This window comes from Corynebacterium sp. HMSC076G08 (assembly GCF_001811515.1).
Taxonomy (GTDB): Bacteria; Actinomycetota; Actinomycetes; order Mycobacteriales; family Mycobacteriaceae; genus Corynebacterium; species Corynebacterium hiratae.
Window position 1 is genome coordinate 66,658 of record NZ_KV805079.1, and the last position, 23,014, is coordinate 89,671.

At 60.4% G+C, this 23,014-nt stretch carries 21 protein-coding genes and 3 tRNA genes; 11 read left to right on the top strand and 13 right to left on the bottom strand.

Features of this window, described 5'->3' with window-relative positions:
- Positions 1-2: 2 nt before the first annotated feature.
- The 5 genes from rsmG to rpmH are packed head-to-tail and all read right to left on the bottom strand — an operon-like array spanning position 3 to position 2,436.
- Positions 3-632 carry a 16S rRNA (guanine(527)-N(7))-methyltransferase RsmG gene (rsmG, locus tag HMPREF2806_RS10330; RefSeq protein ID WP_046648704.1) on the bottom strand — a complete coding sequence of 210 codons (630 nt, stop codon included), beginning with the start codon at positions 630-632 and terminating at the stop codon, positions 3-5.
- Between the two features lie 23 nt (positions 633-655).
- Positions 656-1,645: a membrane protein insertase YidC gene (yidC, locus tag HMPREF2806_RS10335; RefSeq protein WP_070517649.1), complete on the bottom strand. Its 990-nt coding sequence runs from the start codon at positions 1,643-1,645 to the stop codon at positions 656-658.
- 9 nt (positions 1,646-1,654) lie between these two features.
- Positions 1,655-1,933, bottom strand: a complete 279-nt coding sequence (yidD, locus tag HMPREF2806_RS13225; RefSeq protein ID WP_175975006.1) for a membrane protein insertion efficiency factor YidD — start codon at positions 1,931-1,933, stop codon at positions 1,655-1,657.
- Positions 1,921-2,289: a ribonuclease P protein component gene (gene rnpA, locus HMPREF2806_RS10340; protein ID WP_046648702.1), complete on the bottom strand. Its 369-nt coding sequence runs from the start codon at positions 2,287-2,289 to the stop codon at positions 1,921-1,923. Before rnpA ends, yidD begins: the two co-directional genes overlap by 13 nt.
- A 3-nt stretch (positions 2,290-2,292) precedes the next feature.
- Positions 2,293-2,436 carry a 50S ribosomal protein L34 gene (gene rpmH, locus HMPREF2806_RS10345; RefSeq protein ID WP_003847033.1) on the bottom strand — a complete coding sequence of 48 codons (144 nt, stop codon included), beginning with the start codon at positions 2,434-2,436 and terminating at the stop codon, positions 2,293-2,295.
- Positions 2,437-3,232: 796 nt separating this feature from the next.
- On the opposite strand from rpmH, the gene dnaA reads away from it, so the two are divergent.
- From dnaA to gyrB, 5 genes are all read left to right on the top strand, one after another.
- The gene (gene dnaA / locus HMPREF2806_RS10350) at positions 3,233-4,882 is read left to right on the top strand and encodes a chromosomal replication initiator protein DnaA (protein ID WP_070512885.1); all 1,650 of its coding nucleotides are present in this window, start codon (positions 3,233-3,235) and stop codon (positions 4,880-4,882) included.
- Between the two features lie 573 nt (positions 4,883-5,455).
- Positions 5,456-6,637: a DNA polymerase III subunit beta gene (gene dnaN / locus HMPREF2806_RS10355; protein ID WP_070517650.1), complete on the top strand. Its 1,182-nt coding sequence runs from the start codon at positions 5,456-5,458 to the stop codon at positions 6,635-6,637.
- Positions 6,638-6,642: 5 nt separating this feature from the next.
- Complete coding sequence (gene recF / locus HMPREF2806_RS10360; RefSeq protein WP_070517651.1) at positions 6,643-7,821, top strand: DNA replication/repair protein RecF; 1,179 nt, start codon at positions 6,643-6,645, stop codon at positions 7,819-7,821.
- A complete protein-coding gene (locus tag HMPREF2806_RS10365; RefSeq protein ID WP_070517652.1) occupies positions 7,814-8,356 on the top strand; it encodes a DciA family protein in 543 nt (180 codons plus the stop codon). The genes recF and HMPREF2806_RS10365 overlap by 8 nt, the downstream gene beginning before the upstream one ends.
- A gap of 129 nt (positions 8,357-8,485) precedes the next feature.
- On the top strand, positions 8,486-10,534 hold the full coding sequence (gene gyrB, locus HMPREF2806_RS10370) for a DNA topoisomerase (ATP-hydrolyzing) subunit B (RefSeq protein WP_070517653.1): 2,049 nt from the start codon (positions 8,486-8,488) through the stop codon (positions 10,532-10,534).
- 116 nt (positions 10,535-10,650) lie between these two features.
- Here the strand turns inward: gyrB and HMPREF2806_RS10375 are convergent, their stop codons facing one another.
- From HMPREF2806_RS10375 to HMPREF2806_RS10390, 4 genes are read right to left on the bottom strand one after another with little or no spacing between them, the layout of a single operon-like run.
- A complete protein-coding gene (locus HMPREF2806_RS10375; protein ID WP_070517654.1) occupies positions 10,651-11,097 on the bottom strand; it encodes a DUF6918 family protein in 447 nt (148 codons plus the stop codon).
- Between the two features lie 10 nt (positions 11,098-11,107).
- Positions 11,108-11,548: a hypothetical protein gene (locus HMPREF2806_RS10380; RefSeq protein ID WP_070517655.1), complete on the bottom strand. Its 441-nt coding sequence runs from the start codon at positions 11,546-11,548 to the stop codon at positions 11,108-11,110.
- A 50-nt stretch (positions 11,549-11,598) separates the two neighbouring features.
- Positions 11,599-11,859 (bottom strand): cell filamentation protein Fic, encoded by a 261-nt coding sequence (locus HMPREF2806_RS10385; protein WP_070517656.1) that lies wholly within the window; start codon positions 11,857-11,859, stop codon positions 11,599-11,601.
- On the bottom strand, positions 11,856-12,077 hold the full coding sequence (locus HMPREF2806_RS10390) for a CopG family transcriptional regulator (RefSeq protein WP_070517657.1): 222 nt from the start codon (positions 12,075-12,077) through the stop codon (positions 11,856-11,858). Before HMPREF2806_RS10390 ends, HMPREF2806_RS10385 begins: the two co-directional genes overlap by 4 nt.
- Before the next feature lie 79 nt (positions 12,078-12,156).
- Here HMPREF2806_RS10390 and gyrA point away from each other — a divergent pair, with 79 nt between their 5' ends.
- The 5 genes from gyrA (at position 12,157) to HMPREF2806_RS10415 (ending at position 17,599) form a co-directional block, all read left to right on the top strand.
- Positions 12,157-14,745: a DNA gyrase subunit A gene (gyrA, locus tag HMPREF2806_RS10395; protein WP_070517658.1), complete on the top strand. Its 2,589-nt coding sequence runs from the start codon at positions 12,157-12,159 to the stop codon at positions 14,743-14,745.
- 3 nt (positions 14,746-14,748) lie between these two features.
- Positions 14,749-15,096 carry a DUF3566 domain-containing protein gene (locus HMPREF2806_RS10400; protein ID WP_070512874.1) on the top strand — a complete coding sequence of 116 codons (348 nt, stop codon included), beginning with the start codon at positions 14,749-14,751 and terminating at the stop codon, positions 15,094-15,096.
- A gap of 101 nt (positions 15,097-15,197) precedes the next feature.
- Positions 15,198-15,274: transfer RNA gene (locus HMPREF2806_RS10405), tRNA-Ile, on the top strand.
- 9 nt (positions 15,275-15,283) lie between these two features.
- Positions 15,284-15,356, top strand: a tRNA-Ala gene (locus HMPREF2806_RS10410).
- A 491-nt stretch (positions 15,357-15,847) separates the two neighbouring features.
- Positions 15,848-17,599: a hypothetical protein gene (locus HMPREF2806_RS10415; protein WP_070517659.1), complete on the top strand. Its 1,752-nt coding sequence runs from the start codon at positions 15,848-15,850 to the stop codon at positions 17,597-17,599.
- 225 nt (positions 17,600-17,824) lie between these two features.
- Here HMPREF2806_RS10415 and HMPREF2806_RS10420 read toward each other — a convergent pair whose 3' ends face one another.
- On the bottom strand, positions 17,825-18,739 hold the full coding sequence (locus tag HMPREF2806_RS10420; RefSeq protein WP_070517660.1) for a polysaccharide deacetylase family protein: 915 nt from the start codon (positions 18,737-18,739) through the stop codon (positions 17,825-17,827).
- A gap of 187 nt (positions 18,740-18,926) precedes the next feature.
- Between HMPREF2806_RS10420 and HMPREF2806_RS10425 the strand changes: the two genes are divergently transcribed.
- Positions 18,927-18,999 (top strand) — tRNA-Ala (locus tag HMPREF2806_RS10425).
- A gap of 57 nt (positions 19,000-19,056) precedes the next feature.
- Here HMPREF2806_RS10425 and HMPREF2806_RS10430 read toward each other — a convergent pair.
- The 3 genes from HMPREF2806_RS10430 to HMPREF2806_RS10440 are packed head-to-tail and all read right to left on the bottom strand — an operon-like array spanning position 19,057 to position 22,973.
- Positions 19,057-19,587 (bottom strand): GNAT family N-acetyltransferase, encoded by a 531-nt coding sequence (locus HMPREF2806_RS10430; protein ID WP_070517661.1) that lies wholly within the window; start codon positions 19,585-19,587, stop codon positions 19,057-19,059.
- 18 nt (positions 19,588-19,605) lie between these two features.
- Positions 19,606-21,402, bottom strand: coding sequence for an ABC transporter ATP-binding protein (locus tag HMPREF2806_RS10435; protein ID WP_070517662.1), 1,797 nt, complete (start codon positions 21,400-21,402; stop codon positions 19,606-19,608).
- Positions 21,399-22,973, bottom strand: a complete 1,575-nt coding sequence (locus HMPREF2806_RS10440) for an ABC transporter transmembrane domain-containing protein (RefSeq protein ID WP_070517663.1) — start codon at positions 22,971-22,973, stop codon at positions 21,399-21,401. The genes HMPREF2806_RS10435 and HMPREF2806_RS10440 overlap by 4 nt, the downstream gene beginning before the upstream one ends.
- Between the last annotated feature and the right edge of the window lie 41 nt (positions 22,974-23,014).

The window sequence follows — 23,014 nt, forward strand, 5'->3', positions numbered from 1 at the left end:
CTTTAGTTCACGCGCGGGACACGGATAATCGTGGTGCCGTGGATGGTCATGACCTCGGCTTTTCCGCCACCCGCGCGCTTGATATCGGCAGCGTCGCGCTCCAGCTCCTCATGCACTGAGGAGCCCTTGAGAGCGATCATCTCGCCGCCTTTACGCACCAGCGGCAAGGACCACTTGGCCAGCTTGCCCAGCGGGGCCACCGCGCGGGAGGTCACGATGTCGGCGCCCTGCACCTGCTTTTTCACGGGGCCTTCCTCGGCGCGGCCGCGGATGACGGTGACGTTATCCAGACCCAGCAGGTCGACGACCTCGTTGAGGTAGGTCGAGCGCTTGAGCAACGGCTCGATGAGAGTGATCTTCAGGTCAGGGCGCGCGATGGCAAGCGGGATGCCGGGCAGGCCGGCGCCACTGCCGACGTCGATAAGCGTGGCGCCCTGCGGCATCACCTCCGCGACCACGGCACAGTTGATGAGGTGGCGTTCCCACAGGCGCGGGACCTCGCGGGGGCCAATAAAACCACGAGTGGACCCGTCCGTGGCGAGCGAATCGTGATACTTCTGCGCGAGCGGCAGACGCGATCCGAAGACGTCAGACGGGTCCAGTGGCACAGTGTCGGACACAGATTCAGTCACTGTGAAAACTCCTGGGTTAATTTCTAGTTATTGTTCTTGCGGCGCTGCTTCTTGGAGCGATTGTCCTTCTTGCGTGCACCCGGCTTCGGCGCGGAGGTGCGCTTGAGCTCAGCCTTGGCGGCTGCCTCTTCTTCTTCCTCGCGGTCCATCTTGGCGTAGACGATGCGGGTCTGGAAGAAGGTCCACACGGTGTTGGCCAGCATGTAGAAGAGCAGACCGATGGGCCAAATGAAGCCGGAGAAGACCAGCATCGCCGGCATGAACCACAGCATCATCTTGTTCATCATGGCCATCTGCTGCTGCATCATCTCCGCATTCTGACCCTGGGGTGCAGCAGTCTTGCCGGCGGCGCGGCGTGCCTCCTGGCGGTTGAGGGACATGCGGGCGTTGAAGTGCGTGAGCACCGCAATGATGGCGATGAGCGGCACGATAATAACGGCCGCCTGCATGGTGGTGGTTTCCTTAACGATCTCCACACCGGAGTTCAGGCGCAGGTTGGCCACCAGCGGCACGCCGAAGATCTTCGCATCCACGAACTGCTTCACCAGCTCGGGCTTGAAGATGTAGTTGGCGATGGAGGCGTTCATTTCCTCTGACATCGCCTCACCGGCCGGGTGCCCGATACCACCGGCGACGGCCACAGTACGGTCGAAGGAACGCAGCACGTGGAAGAGACCAATGAACATGGGGATCTGCGCGAACATGGGCAGGCAGCCCGCCACGGGACGCACGCCGGCTTCCTTGTAGATGCGCTGCATCTCCTGCGCCGCCTTGGTCTGGTCATTGGCGTACTTGGTGCGCAGCTCTTGGATTTGCGGCTGGATCTCCTGCATCTTGCGTGAAGAGCGCAGCTGGGTGATGGTCGGCTTGACCATGATGGCCTTGAGCGTCCACGTCAGCAGGACGATGGCGATGATCCAGGTTCCGCCCCATGCGGAATCGAGGACGAAGCTCAAGAGCCAATGCCAGAACCACAAGACGGCTGAAATTGGCCAATAGATGAAATTAAGCACGAGAGTTGTTTACCTCAGTTGTTGTTTGGTCGGTACCGGATCAAACCCACCCGGGTGCCAGGGACCGCACTTGCATAACCTGGCGAGCGCCATGCCCGTTCCCTTGAAGGCTCCATGGATGGAGATGGCTTCGAGGGCATAGGCACTGCACGTCGGTTCAAAACGACAGGTGGAGACCATCTTAAGGCCTGACACATGCTTTTGGTAGAAGCGCACCCCGTAAACCAAGACCCTGCCGAACCCGCGGGCTTCGGGGATCTCTTGGCCTTGGGAGTTCAGATATCCCATGTGCTTAACGCTTTGCGGATATCACGCTCAAGACGCTGGCTGGTGGCCTCGCTGCTGGCGGGCAGCGCACGAATAACGATGTCGACATTGGCGGGTAAAGCTTTCCCGTTGACTCCATCGCGCATGAGCGACATGCACACATGACGAAGCCGCCGGGAGGTGCGGTGGCGAACCACGGCATTCCCGACGGCTTTCGACACAATGAGGCCGAACCGCGGCCCAGTGGCCGCGATGTCGTCTTCACCGTCATTAAAGCGCAAATGCACGACGGCAGTGCGCGTGCCCGCCCGGCGCCCGCCCTTGATGGTCCGCCGAAACTGCCTCGGGGACGTGAGCTTGTGCTGGGCTGGAAGCATGAATTAAGCGGTGAGCTTAGCGCGACCCTTCTTGCGACGAGCGGCGACGATAGCGCGGCCGGCGCGGGTGCTCATGCGGGTACGGAAGCCGTGCTTGCGAGCGCGACGACGGTTGTTCGGCTGGAAGGTACGCTTACCCTTTGCCACGATTAACTCCTTGAAGTTGTTGGTGGATGGCACAGCCCAGCGCCGCCGGCGCTCAGGCTTAAACATCCACTGATGAATGGTGTACGTGGGGATGAGGCTTCGCACTTGAAGCGCCATGAGGCGTGGCGAGGCATTCCCACATGCAACATGTGCACCATGCACTGTTGCGATAGACCATCACAGGTTACGTGACAGGTAGCGCGCTAAACAAATCGACACACTGGGTGTCCCCGAAATTACAAGGATGTTTTTATCCGCAGCTAGAGCGCCACTTTTCACCCACATGCTGCGCGGTCAACGCCTCCTCCCACCGACCGTGGCGCGGTCGAGCCGCGGTCGCGCCAGGCGTGCAAAGAAGTGCGTTAGACAGCATCCCCATAACGCGGTACAACTGAGGAATCTAATTCCACAGCCGCCCACAGGGTGTGGATAACTCTCAATCATGACTTGAGACTTTTGCTATTTGAGCAGGTCAACTGCATTAAGGAGCCGATGTAAAGTTATCCACAGCCATGAGATAGGCTGTGGATAAACCACCTATTCACACCTGTGGATAACTTTGTGGAATCCGAGGTTACACACTAAAACATCGTGTGGAATCCCCGGTGGAAATCACAAGAAATTGGAATTTCCGCATCCCCGTCTCTTCCTCATCCGTCCATCCGTCCCCGATCCAACCCACGTTCACGCAGTACATACTGCGGCCCTGAAGCCTCTCTTTCAGGCACGTAAGTAGCTGTGGCCGGCCCCACCCGCCGGCACCGCGTGGCCGTGAAGCACACAGAAGGTAGGCGTTTTGTCTGATCCGCAAGCAGCCCTAAGGGCCAGCTGGAAAGCTGTGGTCAGTGATTTGCTGGCACAGTCCGAACAACCGAACTCGGACGTTCCCAACTTCACCCACAGCCAACGCCTCAACCTCCAGCTCGTAGAGCCCATCATGATCGGGGATGGCTACGCGTTGATTGCCGCCCCGCACGAGAATGCCAAGAGTGTTATTGAGGCTGAGCTGGGGGAGTACATCACCCGCGCTCTGTCGCAGCACATGGGCCGGCCGTGTTCCTTGGCCGTGACCATTGCCGCGCCCCCGCAGCCTGCTCCGCAGGAAGAGACCGAAGCTCCCGCCCCTCAGCGCCCCATTCAGACCGAGGCACCGGAGTACGGCATGGGCCACCAGGCTCAGTCTTTCCAGCAAGCCATGCCGCCCACGCCACCGACCCAGCCGGCCCAACCCGCTCCGCCCGCTCATCATCAGCCGCGCTCCTGGGATGCCGCGCATTCCCCGGCCAGCCTGGATGAGTTGGCTCAGCACTACAGCGAACAGCAGAGCACCGTTGCCAGCGGCTACCCGGACTACTCGGAGGCCGCCGGCGCGCGCATTCCGCGCGAGGAACCCGCGCACAACCCGAACCACGAGAAGTCTCTCAACCCGAAACACACTTTTGAGAACTTCGTCATCGGTTCCTCCAACCGTTTTGCCAACGGTGCCGCCGTGGCGGTGGCGGAAAACCCCGCCCGCGCCTATAACCCACTGTTCATTTGGGGCGGCTCCGGCTTGGGCAAGACGCACCTGTTGCACGCGGCCGGCAATTATGCCCAGGTCCTGCACCCGGGCCTGCGGGTGAAATATGTGTCTTCGGAGGAATTCACCAACGATTACATCAACTCGCTGCGTGATGACCGCCAGGAATCCTTCAAACGCCGCTACCGCAACTTGGACATCCTCATGGTCGATGACATCCAGTTCTTGGAAGGCAAGGAATCCACGCAGGAAGAGTTCTTCCACACCTTCAATGCCCTGCACCAGGCCAACAAGCAGATTATTTTGTCTTCCGACCGCCCGCCGAAGCAGCTGACGACCCTGGAGGATCGCCTCCGCACCCGCTTTGAGGGTGGTCTGATTACGGATATTCAGCCGCCAGACCTGGAGACCCGCATCGCCATCCTCATGAAGAAAGCTTCTGCGGACGGCACAGACGTCGATCGCTCGGTCCTCGAGCTCATCGCCTCCCGCTTCGAATCCTCAATTCGCGAGCTGGAAGGTGCGCTCATCCGTGTGTCTGCTTACTCTTCCTTGGTCAATGAGCCGATCAGCCTAGAGATGGCGGAGATTGCCCTGCACGATTTGGCTCCTGATTCTGCCGATCGCCAGATCACCGCGGCGGCCATCATCGAGGTCACGGCAGACTACTTCAACATCGACGTGGACACCCTGCGCGGTTCCGGTAAGAAGCGCGCCGTCGCCCACGCCCGCCAGCTGGCGATGTACCTGTGCCGCGAGCTCACCGAGCTATCCCTGCCGAAGATCGGTGATCAGTTCGGCGGCAAGGACCACACCACCGTCATCTATGCCGACCGCAAGATCCGCAAGGAAATGACAGAAAACCGCAACACGTACGACGAGATCCAGGCGCTGACCCAGCGCGTGAAGAACCACAACCAGCGCTAGAACCGCACGGCGCTTGGCGACGTCCCCGCCCACCCCGCACAACCTCCCCGCGGGCGTGGGCCGGGGGCGTCTTTTTGATCGGAGAAAACTTATCCACATAGTTATTCACAGCTGTGTAATTCCACTCTTGTAATTTGTAGATCCTCGTCACGTTTTCTTCTTCCACAGCAGATCAGCAGCCTCTTCAGCCTTGTGAGCAACCCTGTGATCAGCGGCGATAGATCTGGGGATGGATTGTGGATAACTTCGGCCCCGACCGAGTTACTCACATTTCTTGTCATTTGATCACAGTGATCCCACACCCTCACTCACAGATCGGTTCGCGGCTGAGAGCTTGGCCTTTGCTGGGTTGTCCACAGATCCCACAGCGCTTATTACTACTCCTATTTTGTTTTCTCCCTAACTAAGAAGAAAAAGGATGTGTGTGATTCGCCGGCGCCCAGCCTGGCCGCACGGTCTCATCGAGGGCCGAAGAGGCGAATGACAAAACTCCTGTGGTTCGGTGCTGATCCTGTAAGTTGGAGTGAGCTTGCAAGAATCTTCCATCCGGAACTAGAGGAGCGTCTCACCATCATGGAGCAGTCCGTGTCATTTCGCGTTGCCAAAGATGATCTCGCTAACGCCGTAGCGTGGGTCGCGCGCAGCCTTCCTTCGAAGGTCACCCAACCAGTACTGCGCGCCATGCTGATCACCGCGGATGACAATGGTTTGGAATTCACGGGCTTCGACTACGAGGTGTCGACTCGCGTGCGCATCGCCGGCATGGTGGATGAGCCGGGACGTATCGCGGTGGCCGGTAAGTTGCTCTCTGACATCGTCGCTTCCTTGCCCAACAAGGAAATTGAGATGACGCAGGAGGACAACAAGGTTCTCTTGGTTTGTGGTTCCTCCCGCTTCGAGCTGCCGCTCATCCCGTTGGATGATTACCCGCAGTTGCCGGTCCTTCCGGAGGTCACCGGCACGATCAACCCGCAGCTTTTCGTGGAAGCCATCAGCCAAGTTGTCGCCGCTGCCGGCAAGGATGACACCCTGCCCATGCTCACCGGCGTGCACATCGATATCAATGGTTCCCACGTGGAGATGACGGCTACGGACCGCTTCCGCCTGGCCATGCGCACCTTCGAGTGGGAGCCGGTATCTCCTGATGTCCAGGCCAAGCTCCTCGTACCGGCCAAGACGCTGCAGGAGACCGGCCGCTCCCTCGACACGCACCTCAACATCCCGGTAGAAATCGCCGTGGGCACGGGTGAGAACATCGCTGCAGAAGGCCTGTTCGGCCTGCATGCGGATAACCGCGAGACCACCACGCGCATGCTCGATGCAGATTTCCCGAATGTGGCACCCCTGCTGCCGAAGACCCACACGGCCATGGCCAGCATTGAGGTCGCCCCGCTGCAGGAAGCCATCCGCCGCGTATCCCTGCTGACGGACCGCAACGCCCAGATTCGCATGGAGTTCAACGAAGGTGAAGTAACCTTGGCCGCCGGCGCCGATTCCGGTCGCGCGAGCGAGTCTCTGCCCTGTGCTTTTAACGGCCGCGACAACTTCGTCATTGCGTTTAACCCGTCCTACCTCAAGGATGGTTTGGCCGTGGTCCACACGGACCGCGTGGTCTTTGGCTTTACCGAGCCCTCGCGCCCGGCGATTATGATTCCGGAGCCGGAGGAGCTGCCGGAGGCCAACGAGGATGGCTCTTTCCCCACCCCGGAGACTGACTTCACCTACCTGCTGATGCCAGTGCGCTTGCCGGGCTAGGCCATATGTTTATTCGCGATCTCGATGTCAGGGACTTTCGCTCCTGGCCCGAGCTCACACTCAAGCTCAAACCGGGGATTACCCTCTTCGTCGGCCGCAACGGTTTTGGCAAGACCAATATCGTCGAAGCCATCGGCTATGTTGCCCACCTGTCCTCACATCGCGTCGCCCACGACGCCCCGCTCGTGCGCCACGGTGCAACCAACGCCCGGATTTCCGCCACGGCGGTCAACCAGGGGCGCGAGCTTACCGCGCACCTGCTCATCAAACCCCACGCGGCGAACCAGGCACAGATCAACCGCACGCGCCTGAAATCCCCGCGGGAGCTGCTGGGTGTGGTGCAAACAGTGCTCTTTTCCCCGGAGGATCTATCCCTCGTGCGGGGCGAACCGGCAACGCGCCGCCAGTATTTGGATGACATCATTGCCTCCCGCACTCCGCGCCTGGCGGGTATCAAGGCCGACTATGACAAGGTGCTCAAGCAGCGCAACGTGTTGTTGAAGTCGGCGTCACCGAGCCTGCGCCGCGGCTACAACGACAGCGACGGTGCCTCCGCGCTGGCGACCCTCGACGTGTGGGATACACAGCTGTCTTCCCTCGGCGCGCAGGTGATCCAGGCACGCCTGGCGCTTGTCGACGAACTCCGCGAGCTCATCCCCGCCGCCTATGCCGGCCTAGCTCCGGAATCGCGCCCGGCGGCGATTGAGTACAAGTCCACGGTGGATACCTCCGACCGCGAGGTCATCGAGGCCATGATGCTCACTGAGCTAGCAAATAAACGCCAGCGCGAAATCGAACGAGGTATCTCTCTCGTCGGCCCGCACCGCGATGACCTCGTTCTTAACCTGGGGACGAGCCCCGCCAAGGGTTTTGCCAGCCATGGCGAGACCTGGTCTTATGCCATTTCCCTGCGCCTAGCGGAGTTCAACCTGCTGCGCCAGGATGGCACGGATCCGATCCTCATCCTCGACGATGTCTTTGCTGAGCTCGATGCCAAGCGCCGCGAGAAGCTCGTTCATCTCGCCGCAGGCGCGGAACAAGTGCTCATCACTGCGGCGGTGGATGAGGATTTGCCCGGCAACCTGCAGCCCATCGAGCGCTTTACCGTCAGCGTGCGCGATACCGACGAGGGCCGGGTATCAGAGATCGCACCGTACGATGCGGGCGGTGAAAGCGATGACTGAGCAGGAATTTGATCCGATCAAAGCGCTCTTTGAGCGCACCCGAAACACGTCGAAGAATCCGCCAAAGCTCAATAAACCGGCCCCCAAGATGAACCTGGCGCCAACGTCACAAGAACAGCAGCCGAAGCCTTTTCGGCGCGGGCGGCCGAGTGGACCCGACGGTCGCCGCCGGCGCCGGAGCCTCGACATCCCTAGCCTGGGCGCGCAGATCCAACGCGAGATTGGCAAGCGCGGCTGGGAGCACGAATTAGCTCATGGCTGGGTCATGGGCAATTGGGAAAACCTCGTGGGCGAGCGCATCGCCGCGCATACCCAGCCGCTCACCATCAAGGAGCAGGTTGTCTACGTGGCGTGCGATTCCTCCAGCTGGGCCACCGAGCTGCGCTACCTGCAGCGGCCCATCTTGCAGAAGATCGCCGACCGCCTAGGTCCGGACGTGGTGGTTAAGCTCCACATTCAAGGGCCTAAGCAGCACCGCAACTATGAGGGCCGCCAGTGGGTCAAGCCGCAGGGCTCACAGGATACGTACGGCTGATCGGGGCGATCGCGAAATTCACGCAAATTTGGGGCTCTCACGGGCGTGCACTGTCCTCGCGTGGGGGGACACAGTGTAGAATGGCTAAAGTCTTAGATTTAGCTCTAGCCAAAAGGAGTACACGAATCCGTGGCTGAACAACACGCATATGATGCGGGGTCAATTACGATTCTGGAGGGCCTTGAGGCCGTCCGTAAGCGCCCCGGTATGTACATCGGTTCCACCGGTGCCCGCGGCCTGCACCACCTGATCTGGGAGATCGTCGACAACTCCGTCGATGAGGCAATGGCGGGCTATGCCGACAAGGTCATTGTCACCCTCCGTGAGGACGGGGGCATCGAGGTCATCGATAACGGCCGTGGTATCCCGGTCGAAATGCACGCCTCCGGTATCCCTACCGTCCAGGTGGTTATGACCCAGCTGCATGCCGGCGGTAAGTTCGACTCTGAATCTTATGCCGTGTCCGGTGGTCTGCACGGCGTGGGTATCTCCGTGGTCAACGCCCTGTCCACCCGCGTCGAGGCGGACATCAAACGCGATGGCAAGCACTGGTACCAGAACTTCAACAACGCTATCCCCGATGAGCTGGTGGAGGGCGATAATGCCCGCGGTACCGGCACCACGATCCGCTTCTGGCCGGACCCGGAGATTTTCGAAACCGTCGAGTTTAACTACGACACCATCGCCCGCCGCCTGCAGGAGATGGCCTTCCTGAACAAGGGTCTGACCATTGTTCTGCGTGACGAGCGCGCCATCTCCAAGGAGCAGGCCGAGCTCGAAGAGATCGCCGAGGCCGGCGATTCCGCCGTCAGCCTGAGCTCCCTGGATAACAAGGACGAAGCCGGCCAGGAGGGCGAGGACGGCGAGGGCAAGACTTCCAAGAAGAAGAAGGAAGTCACCTACCACTACCCGAACGGTCTGCAGGACTACGTTGCGCACCTCAACAAGAACAAGTCCGCCATCCACCCCACCATCGTTGCCTTCGACGTTAAGGGTGAGGACCATGAGGTGGAAATCGCGCTGCAGTGGAACCAGGGCTACAAGCAGTCCGTCCACACTTTCGCCAACACCATTAACACTCACGAAGGCGGCACGCACGAGGAAGGCTTCCGCGCGGCTCTGACCACCCTGATGAACCGCTACGCCAAGGAGCACAAGCTCCTCAAGGAAAAGGATGGCAACCTCTCCGGCGATGACTGCCGTGAAGGCCTTGCTGCCGTTATTTCCGTGAAGGTGGCGGATCCGCAGTTCGAGGGCCAGACCAAGACCAAACTCGGTAACTCGGAGATCCGTGGCTTTGTCCAGCGGTCTGTTAACGAGCACCTCAACGATTGGTTCGACGCCAACCCGGCTGAGGCCAAGGTCATTATCAACAAGGCCGTGTCCTCCGCGCACGCCCGCGTAGCCGCGCGTAAGGCACGTGAGTTGGTGCGTCGTAAGTCCGCCGGCGACCTCGGTGGCCTGCCCGGCAAGCTGGCGGATTGCCGCTCCAAGGATTCGAAGCTTTCTGAGCTTTACATCGTGGAGGGTGACTCCGCAGGTGGTTCCGCCAAGGGTGGCCGCGATTCCATGTTCCAGGCCATCCTGCCGCTGCGCGGCAAGATCCTCAACGTCGAAAAGGCCCGCATGGACAAGGTTCTCAAGAACGCTGAGGTCCAGGCCATCATCACCGCCTTGGGCACCGGTATCCACGAAGAGTTCGATATTTCGAAGCTGCGCTACGACAAGATCGTGCTCATGGCCGATGCCGACGTGGACGGCCAGCACATCGCCACGCTGCTTTTGACGCTGCTCTTCCGTTTCATGCCGCAGCTGGTGGAGGATGGTCACGTGTACCTGGCGAATCCGCCGCTGTACAAGCTGAAGTGGGGCAAGGGTCAGCCGGGCTATGCCTTCTCCGATGCTGAGCGTGACAAGCTGCTTGCTGAGGGTCTGGAGCAGGGACGCAAGATCAATAAGGACGACGGCATCCAGCGCTACAAGGGTCTGGGTGAGATGAACGCCTCCGAGCTCTGGGAGACCACCCTGGATCCGACGACCCGCGTCCTGCGCCGCGTGGACCTAGAAGATGCACAGCGCGCCGATGAGCTCTTCTCCATCCTCATGGGTGATGACGTGGCCGCCCGCCGCTCCTTCATTACCCGCCGCGCGAAGGACGTTCGCTTCCTCGACGTCTAAAACATCTCAAAGTACGAGCCCACAGGGGAACAAGAGAAAGCAAGAAAAAGACCAGCCCTCAGAAAGAGGTGCTGGTCTTTTTTGTCGGTGCCTGCGGCCCGAAAAAGCTAATCCACTTATACGGTATCCATGTGGCGCTGCAGAACTCGGCCGATGGTCGCCACGTTGGGCTCCAAGATGGAAGAGGCCTTGCCACGCAGCGACTTGTAGGTGCGCGCGATGCCGGGGGCCTTAATGTCCTTGGCGGCCCTATCAGCCGCAGCCATGATGGCTTCGGTAACTTCGCCGCTGCGTCCGTCGAGGTAGGTGCCGAAATCGGACTGCTCAGAGCCTTCAAATTCCTTCCAGTAGGAATCCAGGGTGTTGAGCAGCTCCGGCAGCATCTGGTTGATTCCCTTGGACAGAACCTTGGAATCCGCCTTCTTTGCGGCCACTAGGGCGCCCTTGAAGGCCATGCCGGTGATACCAGTCAGCGATGCTACGGCGTCATCTGCTGCCGTGGACAAGTCCGCCACCACGGCGTTGCGGGTAGGGGACTGGAGGAGTTGGGAGAGGTTTGTCATACAGGCGAGCTTACTGTGCCGGGGCGCTGGAGCCTGCCTTGAGCGCGGCAATCTGGTCAGCAATCTCGGGGAAACCATTGGTGCGGGCCAGGCGCTCAAGGTCGAAGTCGAGACCACCCTCGTAGAGGCGGTTGTGCTCGGACGAACCGGAGGAGCCTGCCATGCCGATCTGCGCGGCGAATTCATCGGCTTGGGCGCGTAGAGCAGGGTTGTTATCCACGACGAGCTTGAGCAGCGCCATCGCAGCAGCAATGGAACCGCCGATGATGAGCGTCATGTCGATGGGCGTGGAGCCGGTAAGGGAGGAGCCGGCTTCGCCCTGCTGGAAGTCGGGGTTGGTGGGCCAGTTATTATCGGCGGTCGTAGCGCTCGCGGCGGGGGCTACGGCAGTGGTGAGGGTGGTAGCCACAACGCCGGCGGCGAGGAACTTCTTCAAGGACATGGAGGACATAGGGAATTCCTTTCTCAGAAGGGAATAGAGACTTCTTTATCACGTTTAACTTACATAACTTCTGCAACAGAAAGATAGACCTGCGCGCACAATCGCGCGAATTCTTCATTCTTTCCGCTCAACGCGGGCACTGAGCACAAAACCTTCTCCAGCGACTGTGCCGCTGCAGCGCGGCTGCCATGCACTGCAATCCCCTCGACGGAGGCCGTGCTCGCGGCAGCTGCCGCAGCCAAGGCGGCGAAGTCAGTAATCCGTACGCGATATACCCGGCAGAACTCCCGTGCAATTAAGACCAGCTGCTCAACATTCACTGACGCACCCCTCGTGCCCGGCGGATCTCCGCCTCCAATTCCGAGCGCCCGGGCAACAACCTGCGTGCGGTGTCTTGCACGGCGGCATCCGACAAGGTCCGCGCGGCTGCCGCGACGACGGCGCGGACCACCGCCTCGTGCTTGGAATTACCTTGCGCGGAAGCCAACAAGGTCAGCGCGTGGTCTTGCTCTGGGGTCAGGCGCAGTGTCATAGCCATGGCGAGAATGGTATCACAGTGATACCACGTCCGAGCCAGAAACAGCCTCAGAGGTCGTTAAACGGTACGATAGGGACTCATGAGTGATAACAACGGTGATCTCTTCGATCGCATCCAACCTATTGACATCAATGAGGAGATGGAGTCGAGCTACATCGACTACGCCATGTCCGTCATCGTCGGCCGCGCCCTGCCGGAGGTGCGCGACGGCCTCAAGCCGGTTCACCGCCGCATCCTCTACGCCATGTATGACTCCGGTTACCGCCCGGACCGTGGCTACGTAAAGTCCGCCCGTCCGGTCTCGGACACGATGGGCCAGTTCCACCCGCACGGCGACTCCGCTATCTACGACACCCTCGTGCGCCTCGCCCAGCCGTGGAACATGCGCTACCCGCTGGTTGATGGCCAGGGTAACTTCGGCTCCCGCGGTAATGACGGCCCGGCAGCTATGCGTTATACCGAGTGCCGCATGACGCCGCTGGCCATGGAGATGGTCCGCGATATCCGCGAGAACACCGTCGACTTCGCGCCGAACTACGACGGCAAGACGCAGGAACCGACGATTCTGCCCTCCCGCGTTCCGAACCTGCTGATGAACGGCTCCGGCGGTATCGCTGTCGGTATGGCCACCAACATTCCGCCGCACAACCTGAACGAGTTGGCAGATGCCATCTATTGGCTGCTGGATAACCCGAATGCTTCCGAGGAAGAAGCCTTGGCTGCCTGCATGGAGCGCGTCAAGGGCCCGGATTTCCCGACTGCGGGCCTCATCGTAGGTGACCAGGGCATCAAGGATGCCTACACCACCGGCCGCGGCTCCATCCGCATGCGCGGCGTGACCTCCATTGAGGAGGTGGGCAACCGCCAGACCATCGTTATCACTGAGCTGCCCTACCAGGTCAACCCGGACAACATGATTTCCAATATCGCGGAGTCTGTGGTCAACGGCAAGATCGCCGGAATCGCCAAGATCGAGGATGAATCCTCCGACCGCGTGGGTATGCGCATCGTGGTCACCCTCAAGCGTGACGCCGTAGCCCGCGTTGTCCTTAATAACCTGTACAAGCACTCCCAGCTGCAGACCTCCTTCGGCGCCAACATGCTTTCCATCGTGGATGGCGTGCCGCGCACCCTGCGCCTGGATCAGATGCTGAGCTACTACGTGGCCCACCAGATCGAGGTCATCGTCCGCCGTACCCAGTACCGCCTCGATGAGGCCGAGAAGCGCGCCCACATTCTGCGCGGTCTGGTCAAGGCACTCGACATGCTCGATGAGGTCATCGCGCTCATCCGCCGTTCCCCCACGGTCGATGAGGCACGCGAGGGCCTGAAGGCGCTTCTAGACGTCGACGATGTCCAGGCCGATGCCATCCTCGCCATGCAGCTGCGCCGTCTAGCCGCCCTGGAGCACCAGAAGATCATCGATGAGTTAGCAGAGATCGAGGAGATCATCGCGGACCTCAAGGACATCCTGGCCCGCGAAGAGCGCCAGCGTCAGATCGTCCACGATGAGCTAGAGGAGATTGTCGAAAAATACGGCGATGAGCGCCGTACCCAGATCGTTGCCGCTTCCGGCGACGTCAGCGATGAGGACCTCATCGCCCGCGAGAACGTCGTGGTCACCATTACCGCTACTGGCTACGCCAAGCGCACCAAGGTCGATGCTTACAAGGCCCAGAAGCGCGGCGGCAAGGGCGTGCGCGGTGCGGAGCTGAAGCAGGATGACATTGTCAAGAACTTCTTCGTCTGCTCCACGCACGACTGGATCCTGTTCTTCACCAACTTCGGCCGCGTCTACCGCCTCAAGGCCTACGAACTCCCGGAGGCGGGCCGCACCGCTCGCGGCCAGCACGTGGCCAACCTGCTGGAGTTCCAGCCGGAGGAGCGAATTGCCCAGGTCATTCAGATCCAGTCCTACGAGGATGCCCCATACCTGGTTCTTGCTACCCAGCAGGGCCGCGTGAAGAAGTCCCGCCTGACCGATTACGAGTCCGCACGTTCTGCCGGCCTCATCGCGATCAACCTCAACGAAGGCGATGCGCTCATCGGTGCACAGCTTGTCAACGAGGGCGATGACATCCTGCTCACCTCTGAGCAGGGTCAGGCAATCCGCTTCACCGCGGACGATGACCAGCTGCGCCCGATGGGCCGCGCTACCGCCGGCGTGAAGGGCATGCGCTTCCGCGGCGATGACCAGCTGCTGTCCATGTCCGTGGTCAATGACGGCCAGTTCCTCCTGGTAGCTACCTCCGGCGGTTACGGCAAGCGCACCGCCATTGAGGAGTACACCCCGCAGGGCCGCGGTGGCCTCGGCGTGATGACCTTCAAGTACACGCCAAAGCGCGGCAAGCTCATTGCAGCAATCGCCGTCGACGAGGACGACGAGATCTTTGCCATCACCTCTGCAGGTGGTGTTGTCCGCACCGAAGTCAACCAGATTCGCCCGAGCTCCCGCGCCACCATGGGCGTGCGCTTGGTCAACCTGGCCGACGACGTCGAGCTGCTGGCTATCGACCGCAATGTTGAAGACGACGGTGAGGAGGACGCCCAGGCAGTTGCCAAGGGTGAAAAGTCTGTCGAGGACGTCAAGCCCGAACACCTCAAGCTTGGAGAGAACTCCAAGCAGGAAAAGGGCGAAGACAAGGACTCCGATAAGGACGAGGAGTAACCCATGATTGGACGAGAGCTTCACCTAGCCCGGATTTCGCCCATGTCGGCGTTCCGCGTTGGCTTGGCCATGTCCCTCGTCGGCCTCGTGGCCTGGATCATCGCCGTGTGCCTGTTGTACATCGGCCTTGACCAGGCGGGCATCTGGGATTCCCTGAACAGCCTTGTTGGCGGTGTCGGCGGCGGATTTGAGGTCTCCTTCGGATTGGTCGTCTCTGCAGCCGCCCTGTTCGGCGCCATCATCGCCGTCCTGATGACGATTCTGGCGCCACTCATGGCTGTTATATATAACGCCATCGTGGACGTCTTCGGAGGATTCAAGATCCGCCTGCAAGATGAGCCGCATCAATAGCGATACAAAGTGAAGCAAAAAGAGCTTCAAATACTGCATATGACCAGGCGATTTGTAATAAATCGCCGGTCCTATGTAGAGTAACTACTCGTTCCGGTCAAGGGCCTATAGCTCAGTCGGTTAGAGCGCATCGCTGATAACGATGAGGTCGCTGGTTCGATTCCAGCTAGGCCCACCACGGAACAATGGGGCATTAGCTCAATTGGTAGAGCATCTGCTTTGCAAGCAGAAGGTCAGGAGTTCGATTCTCCTATGCTCCACAATATAAATAAGGAAAGACGCTCGGCAACGACAACGAAGCTGAGCGTCTTTCCTTTTTCCACTTAGGCCCCACGAAGGCCCACAGGAATCACCCGTTCCAGGTATCAGGGGGAGTGAGGGTGAAAGTTGGGCCGACACCCTAGCAAGTGCAATGACATTCGTGTAATTATTACCCAGATAGGGGTAGTTCATTCACAGCTGTCACAAAGGTTCGAAATAGTTTCAATTTCAACTCCTGTATAGAAGAAGGCCATCTACCAGCAAAAATGCGAGGCATCGCCGCCAGCTGGTTGGAAAAAGTTTAAAAATAAGTTGTGTTTGACTGGAAAGACCCGCCAGACTTCGATAATCTTGCTGCAGCGACAAAAGCTGCACTACTCGTTGAGAATGTGAAGATCATTCATGAAGAACGATTGCTAGCGTCGCCCTACACGACGGTTATCGTAAGATAATTTTCACAGTCCGACCTCAACTCTCATAGGGGAATTACATGTTCAAGAACCGTGTTCGCACCGCTGCTCTCGCAGGTGCTATCGCAGTTGCCACCGGTGTCTCCGGTGTTGCAGTCCCGGCTTTCGCTCAGGACACCAACACTTCCAACATCCAGGGCGGCGGCTTCAACGAGCCGGACGCATCCCTGGGCAAGGACGTTGAAGCTAAGAACGTCACCGAGGCTCAGCTCCGCGATCTCGTAGCTGCAACCGACCACTACATCGTCAACAACAACCAGTTCCGCGAGCTCTACGAAGCTGCCGCTGCTGCTAACACCGACGGTCTTGACCGCTCCGAGCAGGCAGACCACAAGGCTTACCAGGCTGCAGCCAACGAGGCTACCAAGCAGCTCGCACAGGCTGAGAAGAACGTTCAGGCTGCTCGCGCTTCCGTAGCTTACGCTCTGCAGAATGACAAGTCCGCAGACAAGGCTTGGGAGAACTACGAAGAGAAGGCCTTCGACTACAACACCACCGTCACCAACATCTCCGGTGGCAAGGTTTACGGCGACGGCGAGCCTAAGGAAGGCCTGCTGGCAAGCGACCTGAAGAAGGCCGAGGAGCTTTCGAAGAAGGTTAACCTTCCGGCACTTCAGGCTCCGAAGCTGAACCAGGTTGATCCGGAGGACTTCAACTCCGTTCAGAAGACCCCGGCAGAGAACATCAAGATCTTCGAAGAGACCATCGAGACCTACAAGGAGCGCCTCGATTACACCGGTTGGCGCGGTGCTGATGAGTCCGATAAGAACTACATCGACCGTGACTACATCCCGCTCGTTAAGGAGCTGATCGCTGACGCTGAGATGCTGCTCGAGCAGCTGAAGGCAGACGGTGCAGAGCTGGAAGAGGCTCGCAAGGCCGCCCTCGAGGCTTCCCGCGGTGCTCAGGGTAGCGACATCCTCGTACGCCAGGGCTACCTGGACCAGGCATACGCTCAGGTTCGCGTCCTGCGCGCAATGGAGACCGAGTTCGCTATCGGCGCTCGCGTCCTCGAGCTGCGTGAGTCTGACGAGAACGGCACCGTCGTTGTTAACGGCGAGCAGAAGACCCTGCGCGAGGCTTACGCTGAGCTCATCGCTCACAACACCGGCATTGTCTCCAAGGCCAAGAACGAAAACTACGAGGCTTACAAGGCACAGAAGGAGAAGTTCAAGGGCTTCAAGAACTGGGCTTCCGACAAGGCTAACTTCGACGGCAACCGCATCTGGGCTCCGCAGATTCCGGCCGACTTCGTGGACCCGGAGAGCCCGTGGGGCAACACCCTGGTCGCTGTCTGGGACGGCGGCACCGACGAGGAGCGCCTCGACTACCTGGCAATGAAGGTTGCTGCTCAGCAGGACTTCTTCGGCCCGAACAACACCAACCTTGAGTACGAAGAGGCTTACCGCCAGGTCCTCAACGCTGACAATGGCGTTAAGAAGGACATCGCTGACTCCAAGGCTGCTGAGGAGCAGGCTAAGGCTGAGAAGGAGCGCGCTGAGCAGGAGGCCAAGGAGCGCCAGCGTATCGCTGACGCCCTCGAGAACCTGGCTAACGGTGGCAACAAGGGCGGCGACAACGGCTCCAACGACGGCGCTACCAAGCCGGGCAACAACAAGGACGACAAGTCCTCCGACATCAAGGACAAGCTGTCCAACGATGGCAAGCCGACCCCGCTCGCTATCTTCGGCATCGTCGCTGGTGTCCTGGCCGCAATCGCAGCTGCTTTCCCGGCAATTGCTAAGGCTCTGAACATCAAGCTCCCCTTCTAATTCAAGCTAGCTTGAATCGGCTTCGCCCCTAACGGAGCCAGAGCTTAGGAAGCACCCCACCACCTGGTGGGGTGCTTCTTTCTGTTTTGTTAGACCGGCTTTTAATCGGGCAGACGGCGAGCTGTAACTGCAGACGGATCTACGTAAAGAAAATGCTGTAGGAGCAAGCTATTGTCTTAGCTTGCTCCTACGGTATGAGCTGATCTAGGGGTGTTGCCTTGTCGTCTACCTGCTGAGGTACTGGTGCCCAGGTTCTGGGTTAGGGATAAGGGTGTCCAACGATACTGGCTCTAAACCTTTGGCGCGGAGGCCGTCAATAACGCATGGGGCGGCGTCGACAGTCGTGACGTGAATGTCATGCATGAGGATGATGTCGCCTGCTTGGGCGCCGTCAACGGCCGCTGCGCAGATATGGTCGGAGTTGCGGTCCTTCCAATCTAGGGTGTCAATGCTCCACAGGGCTTGTGCTTGTCCGTTGTTTTTGGCTGCGTTAGCGACTGTCTGGTTCGTTGCACCGTAGGGTGGTCGCAGCCAACGGGGGCTTTCGCCTGTTGCTGCCTTGATGGCAGCGGCACCTGATTTGATTTCGGCGTCAACGTCATTCGCGGGAAGCTTGTTCAGTTCGCGGTGTGTATCGGTGTGGTTGCCCACGGTGTGGCCCTCCGCTTCCATTCGCCGGAGGAGCTCGGGATGGGCATAGGCATGAGGAGCTAGGACCATGAAGCTGGCGTGGGCGTTCTTGGCCTTCAAGGTGTCGAGAAGCTGGCCCGTCAATGCATCCGGGCCATCGTCGTAAGTGATGGCTACGCAATTGGAGCAGGTTTTGTCCGCTATTGATTGGGACTTCGCCTTGTCAGTCTGGTTGGGCTTGTCTGTTCGTGGCTTGCCGCTCTGAGTCGCCGCCGGGCGTGAGGACCCGGCGAAAGCTGGATTGTCCTGTAGCTCCTTGGGCAGGGCCTTGTAGGCCTCGTACTCGATGCGGTCTACTTCCTTGCGCATGTCCTGCACGGTTGGAATCGTTGGCTGCGGGATGGGTGGCTGCGGCAGCGGGGGCAGCTCCTGGGCAGTTGCTTGCTGTGGGACCGTGACGGTGGCAGCCAACGTGAGTGCGGCTACGGAGCGGAGGATTATTCGGCGCATGACGACCTTCCACTAAAGTTTCAGAGACGACTCATTGTCCCTCTTTCGCGTGCTGTTTTCCGTGGTGACACGCAACTAAAGAGGTGTGAGTTAACTAAAGTGACGAAAGTTACCGCGCTTGGTGAGGACTACTCTGCCGGTCATGATTTCGTAGATGCGCGCACAAGGAGTACGCTATGTAGCTGCTGGGGCATTAGCTCAATTGGTAGAGCATCTGCTTTGCAAGCAGAAGGTCAGGAGTTCGATTCTCCTATGCTCCACAAGGCGCTCACTGTGTGAGCGCCTTTTAGGTTTTCTGGTCTTTCTGGTCTTGTTGATCAGTTGTCTTCTGATGTGGCCTTGTCGATGTCTTTGGCATCGGCGTTGCTGTCGAAGCGCTTGACCAAGACGATGTGGCCGTCCCGCTCGCTGACTGGCTCGAAACCCAGGTGGAGGTACAGGCGATGTGCGCGGTCGTTGTCTTTAGCCACTGAGAGTGAGATGCCCGGGGCGCCCATCTCCCGGGAGAGGTCGGTGGCGGCGTCGATCAGCAGGGTGCCCACTCCTTGGCCCCGGAAGCGGGGCTCCACGGCCAAAGCGAGCTCTGGAATACCTTCCGCCACGTGGCCAAATCCATGGCGCTCAGCCGTACCCCAGTTCAGCCACACGCCACCGGCGGGGACGTGGCCCTCCCAAGCGATGAAACCTCCGTGGGAAGGCTCCCAACCCTCGAGGTAATAGTCGAAACCTTCCTCGAAACCTTCAGGGAGTTCCTTGTGCTCATCGCCGAAAGTATCGGCAAGGAAGTTGATACGGGCCAGATAGGTGCGGTCGGCTTCAGTAAGGGAAAGAAGATGCATGAGCTCCATGGTAGGCGTGGAGAAGACCTATTTCCCATGCTCCCACTGGGCATAGGCCGAGGCATAGCGCCCGCCCAGTTCGATGAGGTCGGCGTGGGTGCCGTCCTCGACGATCTGGCCTTGTTCCATGACGATGATGCGGTCGGCCTCGCGGGCTTGGTCCAGGCGGTGGGCAACGACGAGTGAGGTTCGGTCTTTGGTGACGGCCTTGGCGGCGTGTTCGAGTACCTCGGCGTGCTCGGAGCCGGCCTCGGAGGTGGCCTCATCCATGATGAGTACTGGCGGTTGGCGCAGGATCATGCGGGCCAGCGAAAGCTGTTGCTCGGCCTCCGCGCCGATCTCTTCGTTACCGGCGCCGATGAGCGTGTCTAGGCCTTGGGGAAGCCAGCGCGAATTCTCATCAAGGCCCACGGTATTGAGCGCGCGCCAAAGTTCCTCATCGCTGGCATCGGGCTTGGCCAGCAGTAGATCGTTGCGCAGCGTGCCGGAGAAGAGGTGGACTTCCTGAGTAATGAGGGCGACGTGCTCGGTGATCCAGGTATTCGGCACCGTGGCGGTATCAATCCCGTCGAGACTGATGGTGCCCGTTGTGGGGTACTGCAGGCCCGCAACGAGGGAGGCGAGGGTTGATTTGCCCGCGCCGGAGGTGCCCACGAGGGCGGTGGTGGTGCCGGCGGTGAGGGTCAGGGAGACGTCGTTAAGCACGGGCGCCCCACCGGGGTAAGCGTAGGAGAGGTGCTCGATGGTGATGGTGGGGGCGTCGCTAAGCCGGGGAGTGACCTTCTGGTTCGCGCTGGTGTGCGCGCTGTCCTCGAGGGTGGCCAGGGCGACGGCGCGGCCGAGGGAGGTCACGGAATGCTGAATCTCACCGGCGAAGAAGAGGATGTTGAAGACGTGGATCTCTAGGCGCATGACCAAGAGCACGGCGGCGGTGGCCTCACCAGGAGTCAGCCAGCCCCAGATCACCATGGGCACAGACATGAGGACAGAGCCCAGCAGCAGCACCGCGAAGGCGAGGGCGCCCTGGCCGACGATGCGGTTGATGAGCGGAACCTTGTCACCCCAGGCCTGTACCGTGTCCCAGGAGTAGCGTTCCATGCGCGCGTGCGCCCAGTCTTTGAGTGAGAACTGGCGGAGGGTCTCCAGTGCGCGGATGGTGTCCAGCAGCACGTTGTTGCGGTAGGCCTCCACCGAGGAGACCTCGTTGGCGATGGCGGGGATATCCCGCATGGTGCCGCGGATGAAGGGGTAGAGCAGGCAGCTCACCGCGATGAAGAGCAGGGCGTAGGCGGAGTGGATGAAGATCATCATGAGCGCGGTCAGCGGCAGCATGAAGAGGGTGAGCACCAGGCGGTCACCCATCATGGAGATGGCCATGACCACGGTGTCGATATCCTTGGACAGGCGCGTGATGATGTTGCCGGTACCTAGTTCCATGACGGCCGGCACGGGAGCACCGAGGGTGGAATCCAGCGCTGAGGTGCGCAGATCTACCGAGAGGCGGCGGGTGGTAGAGGTGACCAGGTAGCGGCCCAGGGTGCGGCCGGTGACCTCCACGAGGAAGCCCACCGCGATGACGATGAGTGCGCCGACCATGGCTGTGCGTCCCGTGCCAAGGACGGGGAGCTCCACGCCCTGGATGATGTCGACGACGCGGCCGAGCACCTGGGAGACCAGGTTCATCATGATGACGGTGACGGTAAACAGGCCGAAAAAGAGGGCGATGCCGAGCCTGCTGGGGGCACTGGGCAGGGACTTCAGAAAACGCAGGCACTCCTGTGGGGAGGCGGGCGCTAAGGCATCCGCGCGATCCTGTTGGCTCATAGCTCCACCACCTCATCGGCGTTGGCGGCCCACGTGGAGGCGGAGGTGATGACCACGGTGGTCTTGTCGGCGCGCAGTTCGCGCACGCGCTTGGCGACGTCCGCCAGGGTCAACGAATCCAACCCCGTCGTGGGGTTGTCCAGGACGAGAACGTCGGGATCGAGTGCGAGTGCGCGGGCCAGGGCGACGCGCTGGCGCTGGCCGCCGGAGAGGTTGAGGCCGGCCTCACCAATGGGTGCGGTGGGAAGCTCGCCGTCCGGACCCAGCCCGCCGAGGCGGATAACAATGTCCTCGCAGGCGGAGGCGTGCAGGGCGTCGTGGGTTTGGGTTTGGGTTGCCGCGCGCAGCGGATCGACGTTGTCCTGCAAGGTGCCTTCCAGCACGGAGATGCGGTGCGGCGGGCACAAAGCGCCGTTGTCGTTGAGGTAGCGCACCCAGGAATCCACGGTGCTGCGGCCCGCGGCGGTCGTGGGCATCCACACGTGCAGGCCAGGGGAGAGCTCGATAGGCGTGCCGGTTGTCTTCTCGGTAGTGGTATTGAGCTGGCCCAGCAGCTCGCCAACACGCTCCACGGAGGCGCGCGCCCGGGCCCAGTTCTCGGTGAGCAGGCCCAGCGATACGCCGAGCGCGGTCAATGCCGGGGGTGCGAGCATGGTAATCGCCATCATGCCGCCGGGGGCAATGTGGCCCTCAAAGGTTTCCCAGGAGGTCCAGGCCAGAATGCCTACCGCAAAGGAGGCGGGGACCATCTGCCGCACCCAGGCCATGAGGGAGGACAGCTTGGCCTCGTGGAGCATGGTGGTTAGGGCTTCGTGAGCGGCGTCGGAAAAGCGCTGGCGGGCAATGTCCTTGGCGCCCAGGCCCTTGATAACGCGGGAACCTTGGGCGAAGTCCGTGGCGAGTGACAACGCGGTGTTTTCTAGCTGGCGGCGGCGCGCAGCAACCTTGGTCAGCGGCTTGGTGGTGGCCCACGAGGCCAGCGCGGTGGCGAGGGCACCGATCAGTAGGGCGGCGGAGACCTGCCAGGAAACCGGGGCGAGGCTGACCACGGCGCCTAGGAGGTAGCCGACCATGACGAGTGGGAAGTTGAGGATCTGCTTGAGTTGGCCGATGTAATGCGAATCCTCATCCATCGTGTTGAGCAGCCGGCCGGGGCTAATTCCGGCGGTCGAGGCACCCAGCAGCTTATCCAGCAGGTTAAGGCGCAGCGTGTGGGTGGTGCGGGCCTGACTCAGATCCGTGAAAGCATCCGCTGTGGCTTCGCAGATATAGGCGACGTAGAGGATGACCGCGGTGGCTGCAAGCGGCAAGGCTACGGTGCGCCAGGAGGGATCGGAAAAAGCATACTGCGTAGTGTGGCCGATGATGACCGAGACCAACGCGCCCAGCGGTGCGTTGATGAGGGTGGCGATGAAGATGCCGATGACGCCGGTGCGTTGGGCACCCAGCATCCGCCACGTGGCGGCGCCGGGCCGAGAGAAGTCGGTGGTCTCAGTGAGGGATACCTCCCCGGTAGGTGGTTCATCGGGGAGGTACCACGACCACGTCCGCATGCGTGGATAGTGAGTCATAAGGACTCATCTTATAGCGCAATGCGCATAAGGTGGTGATT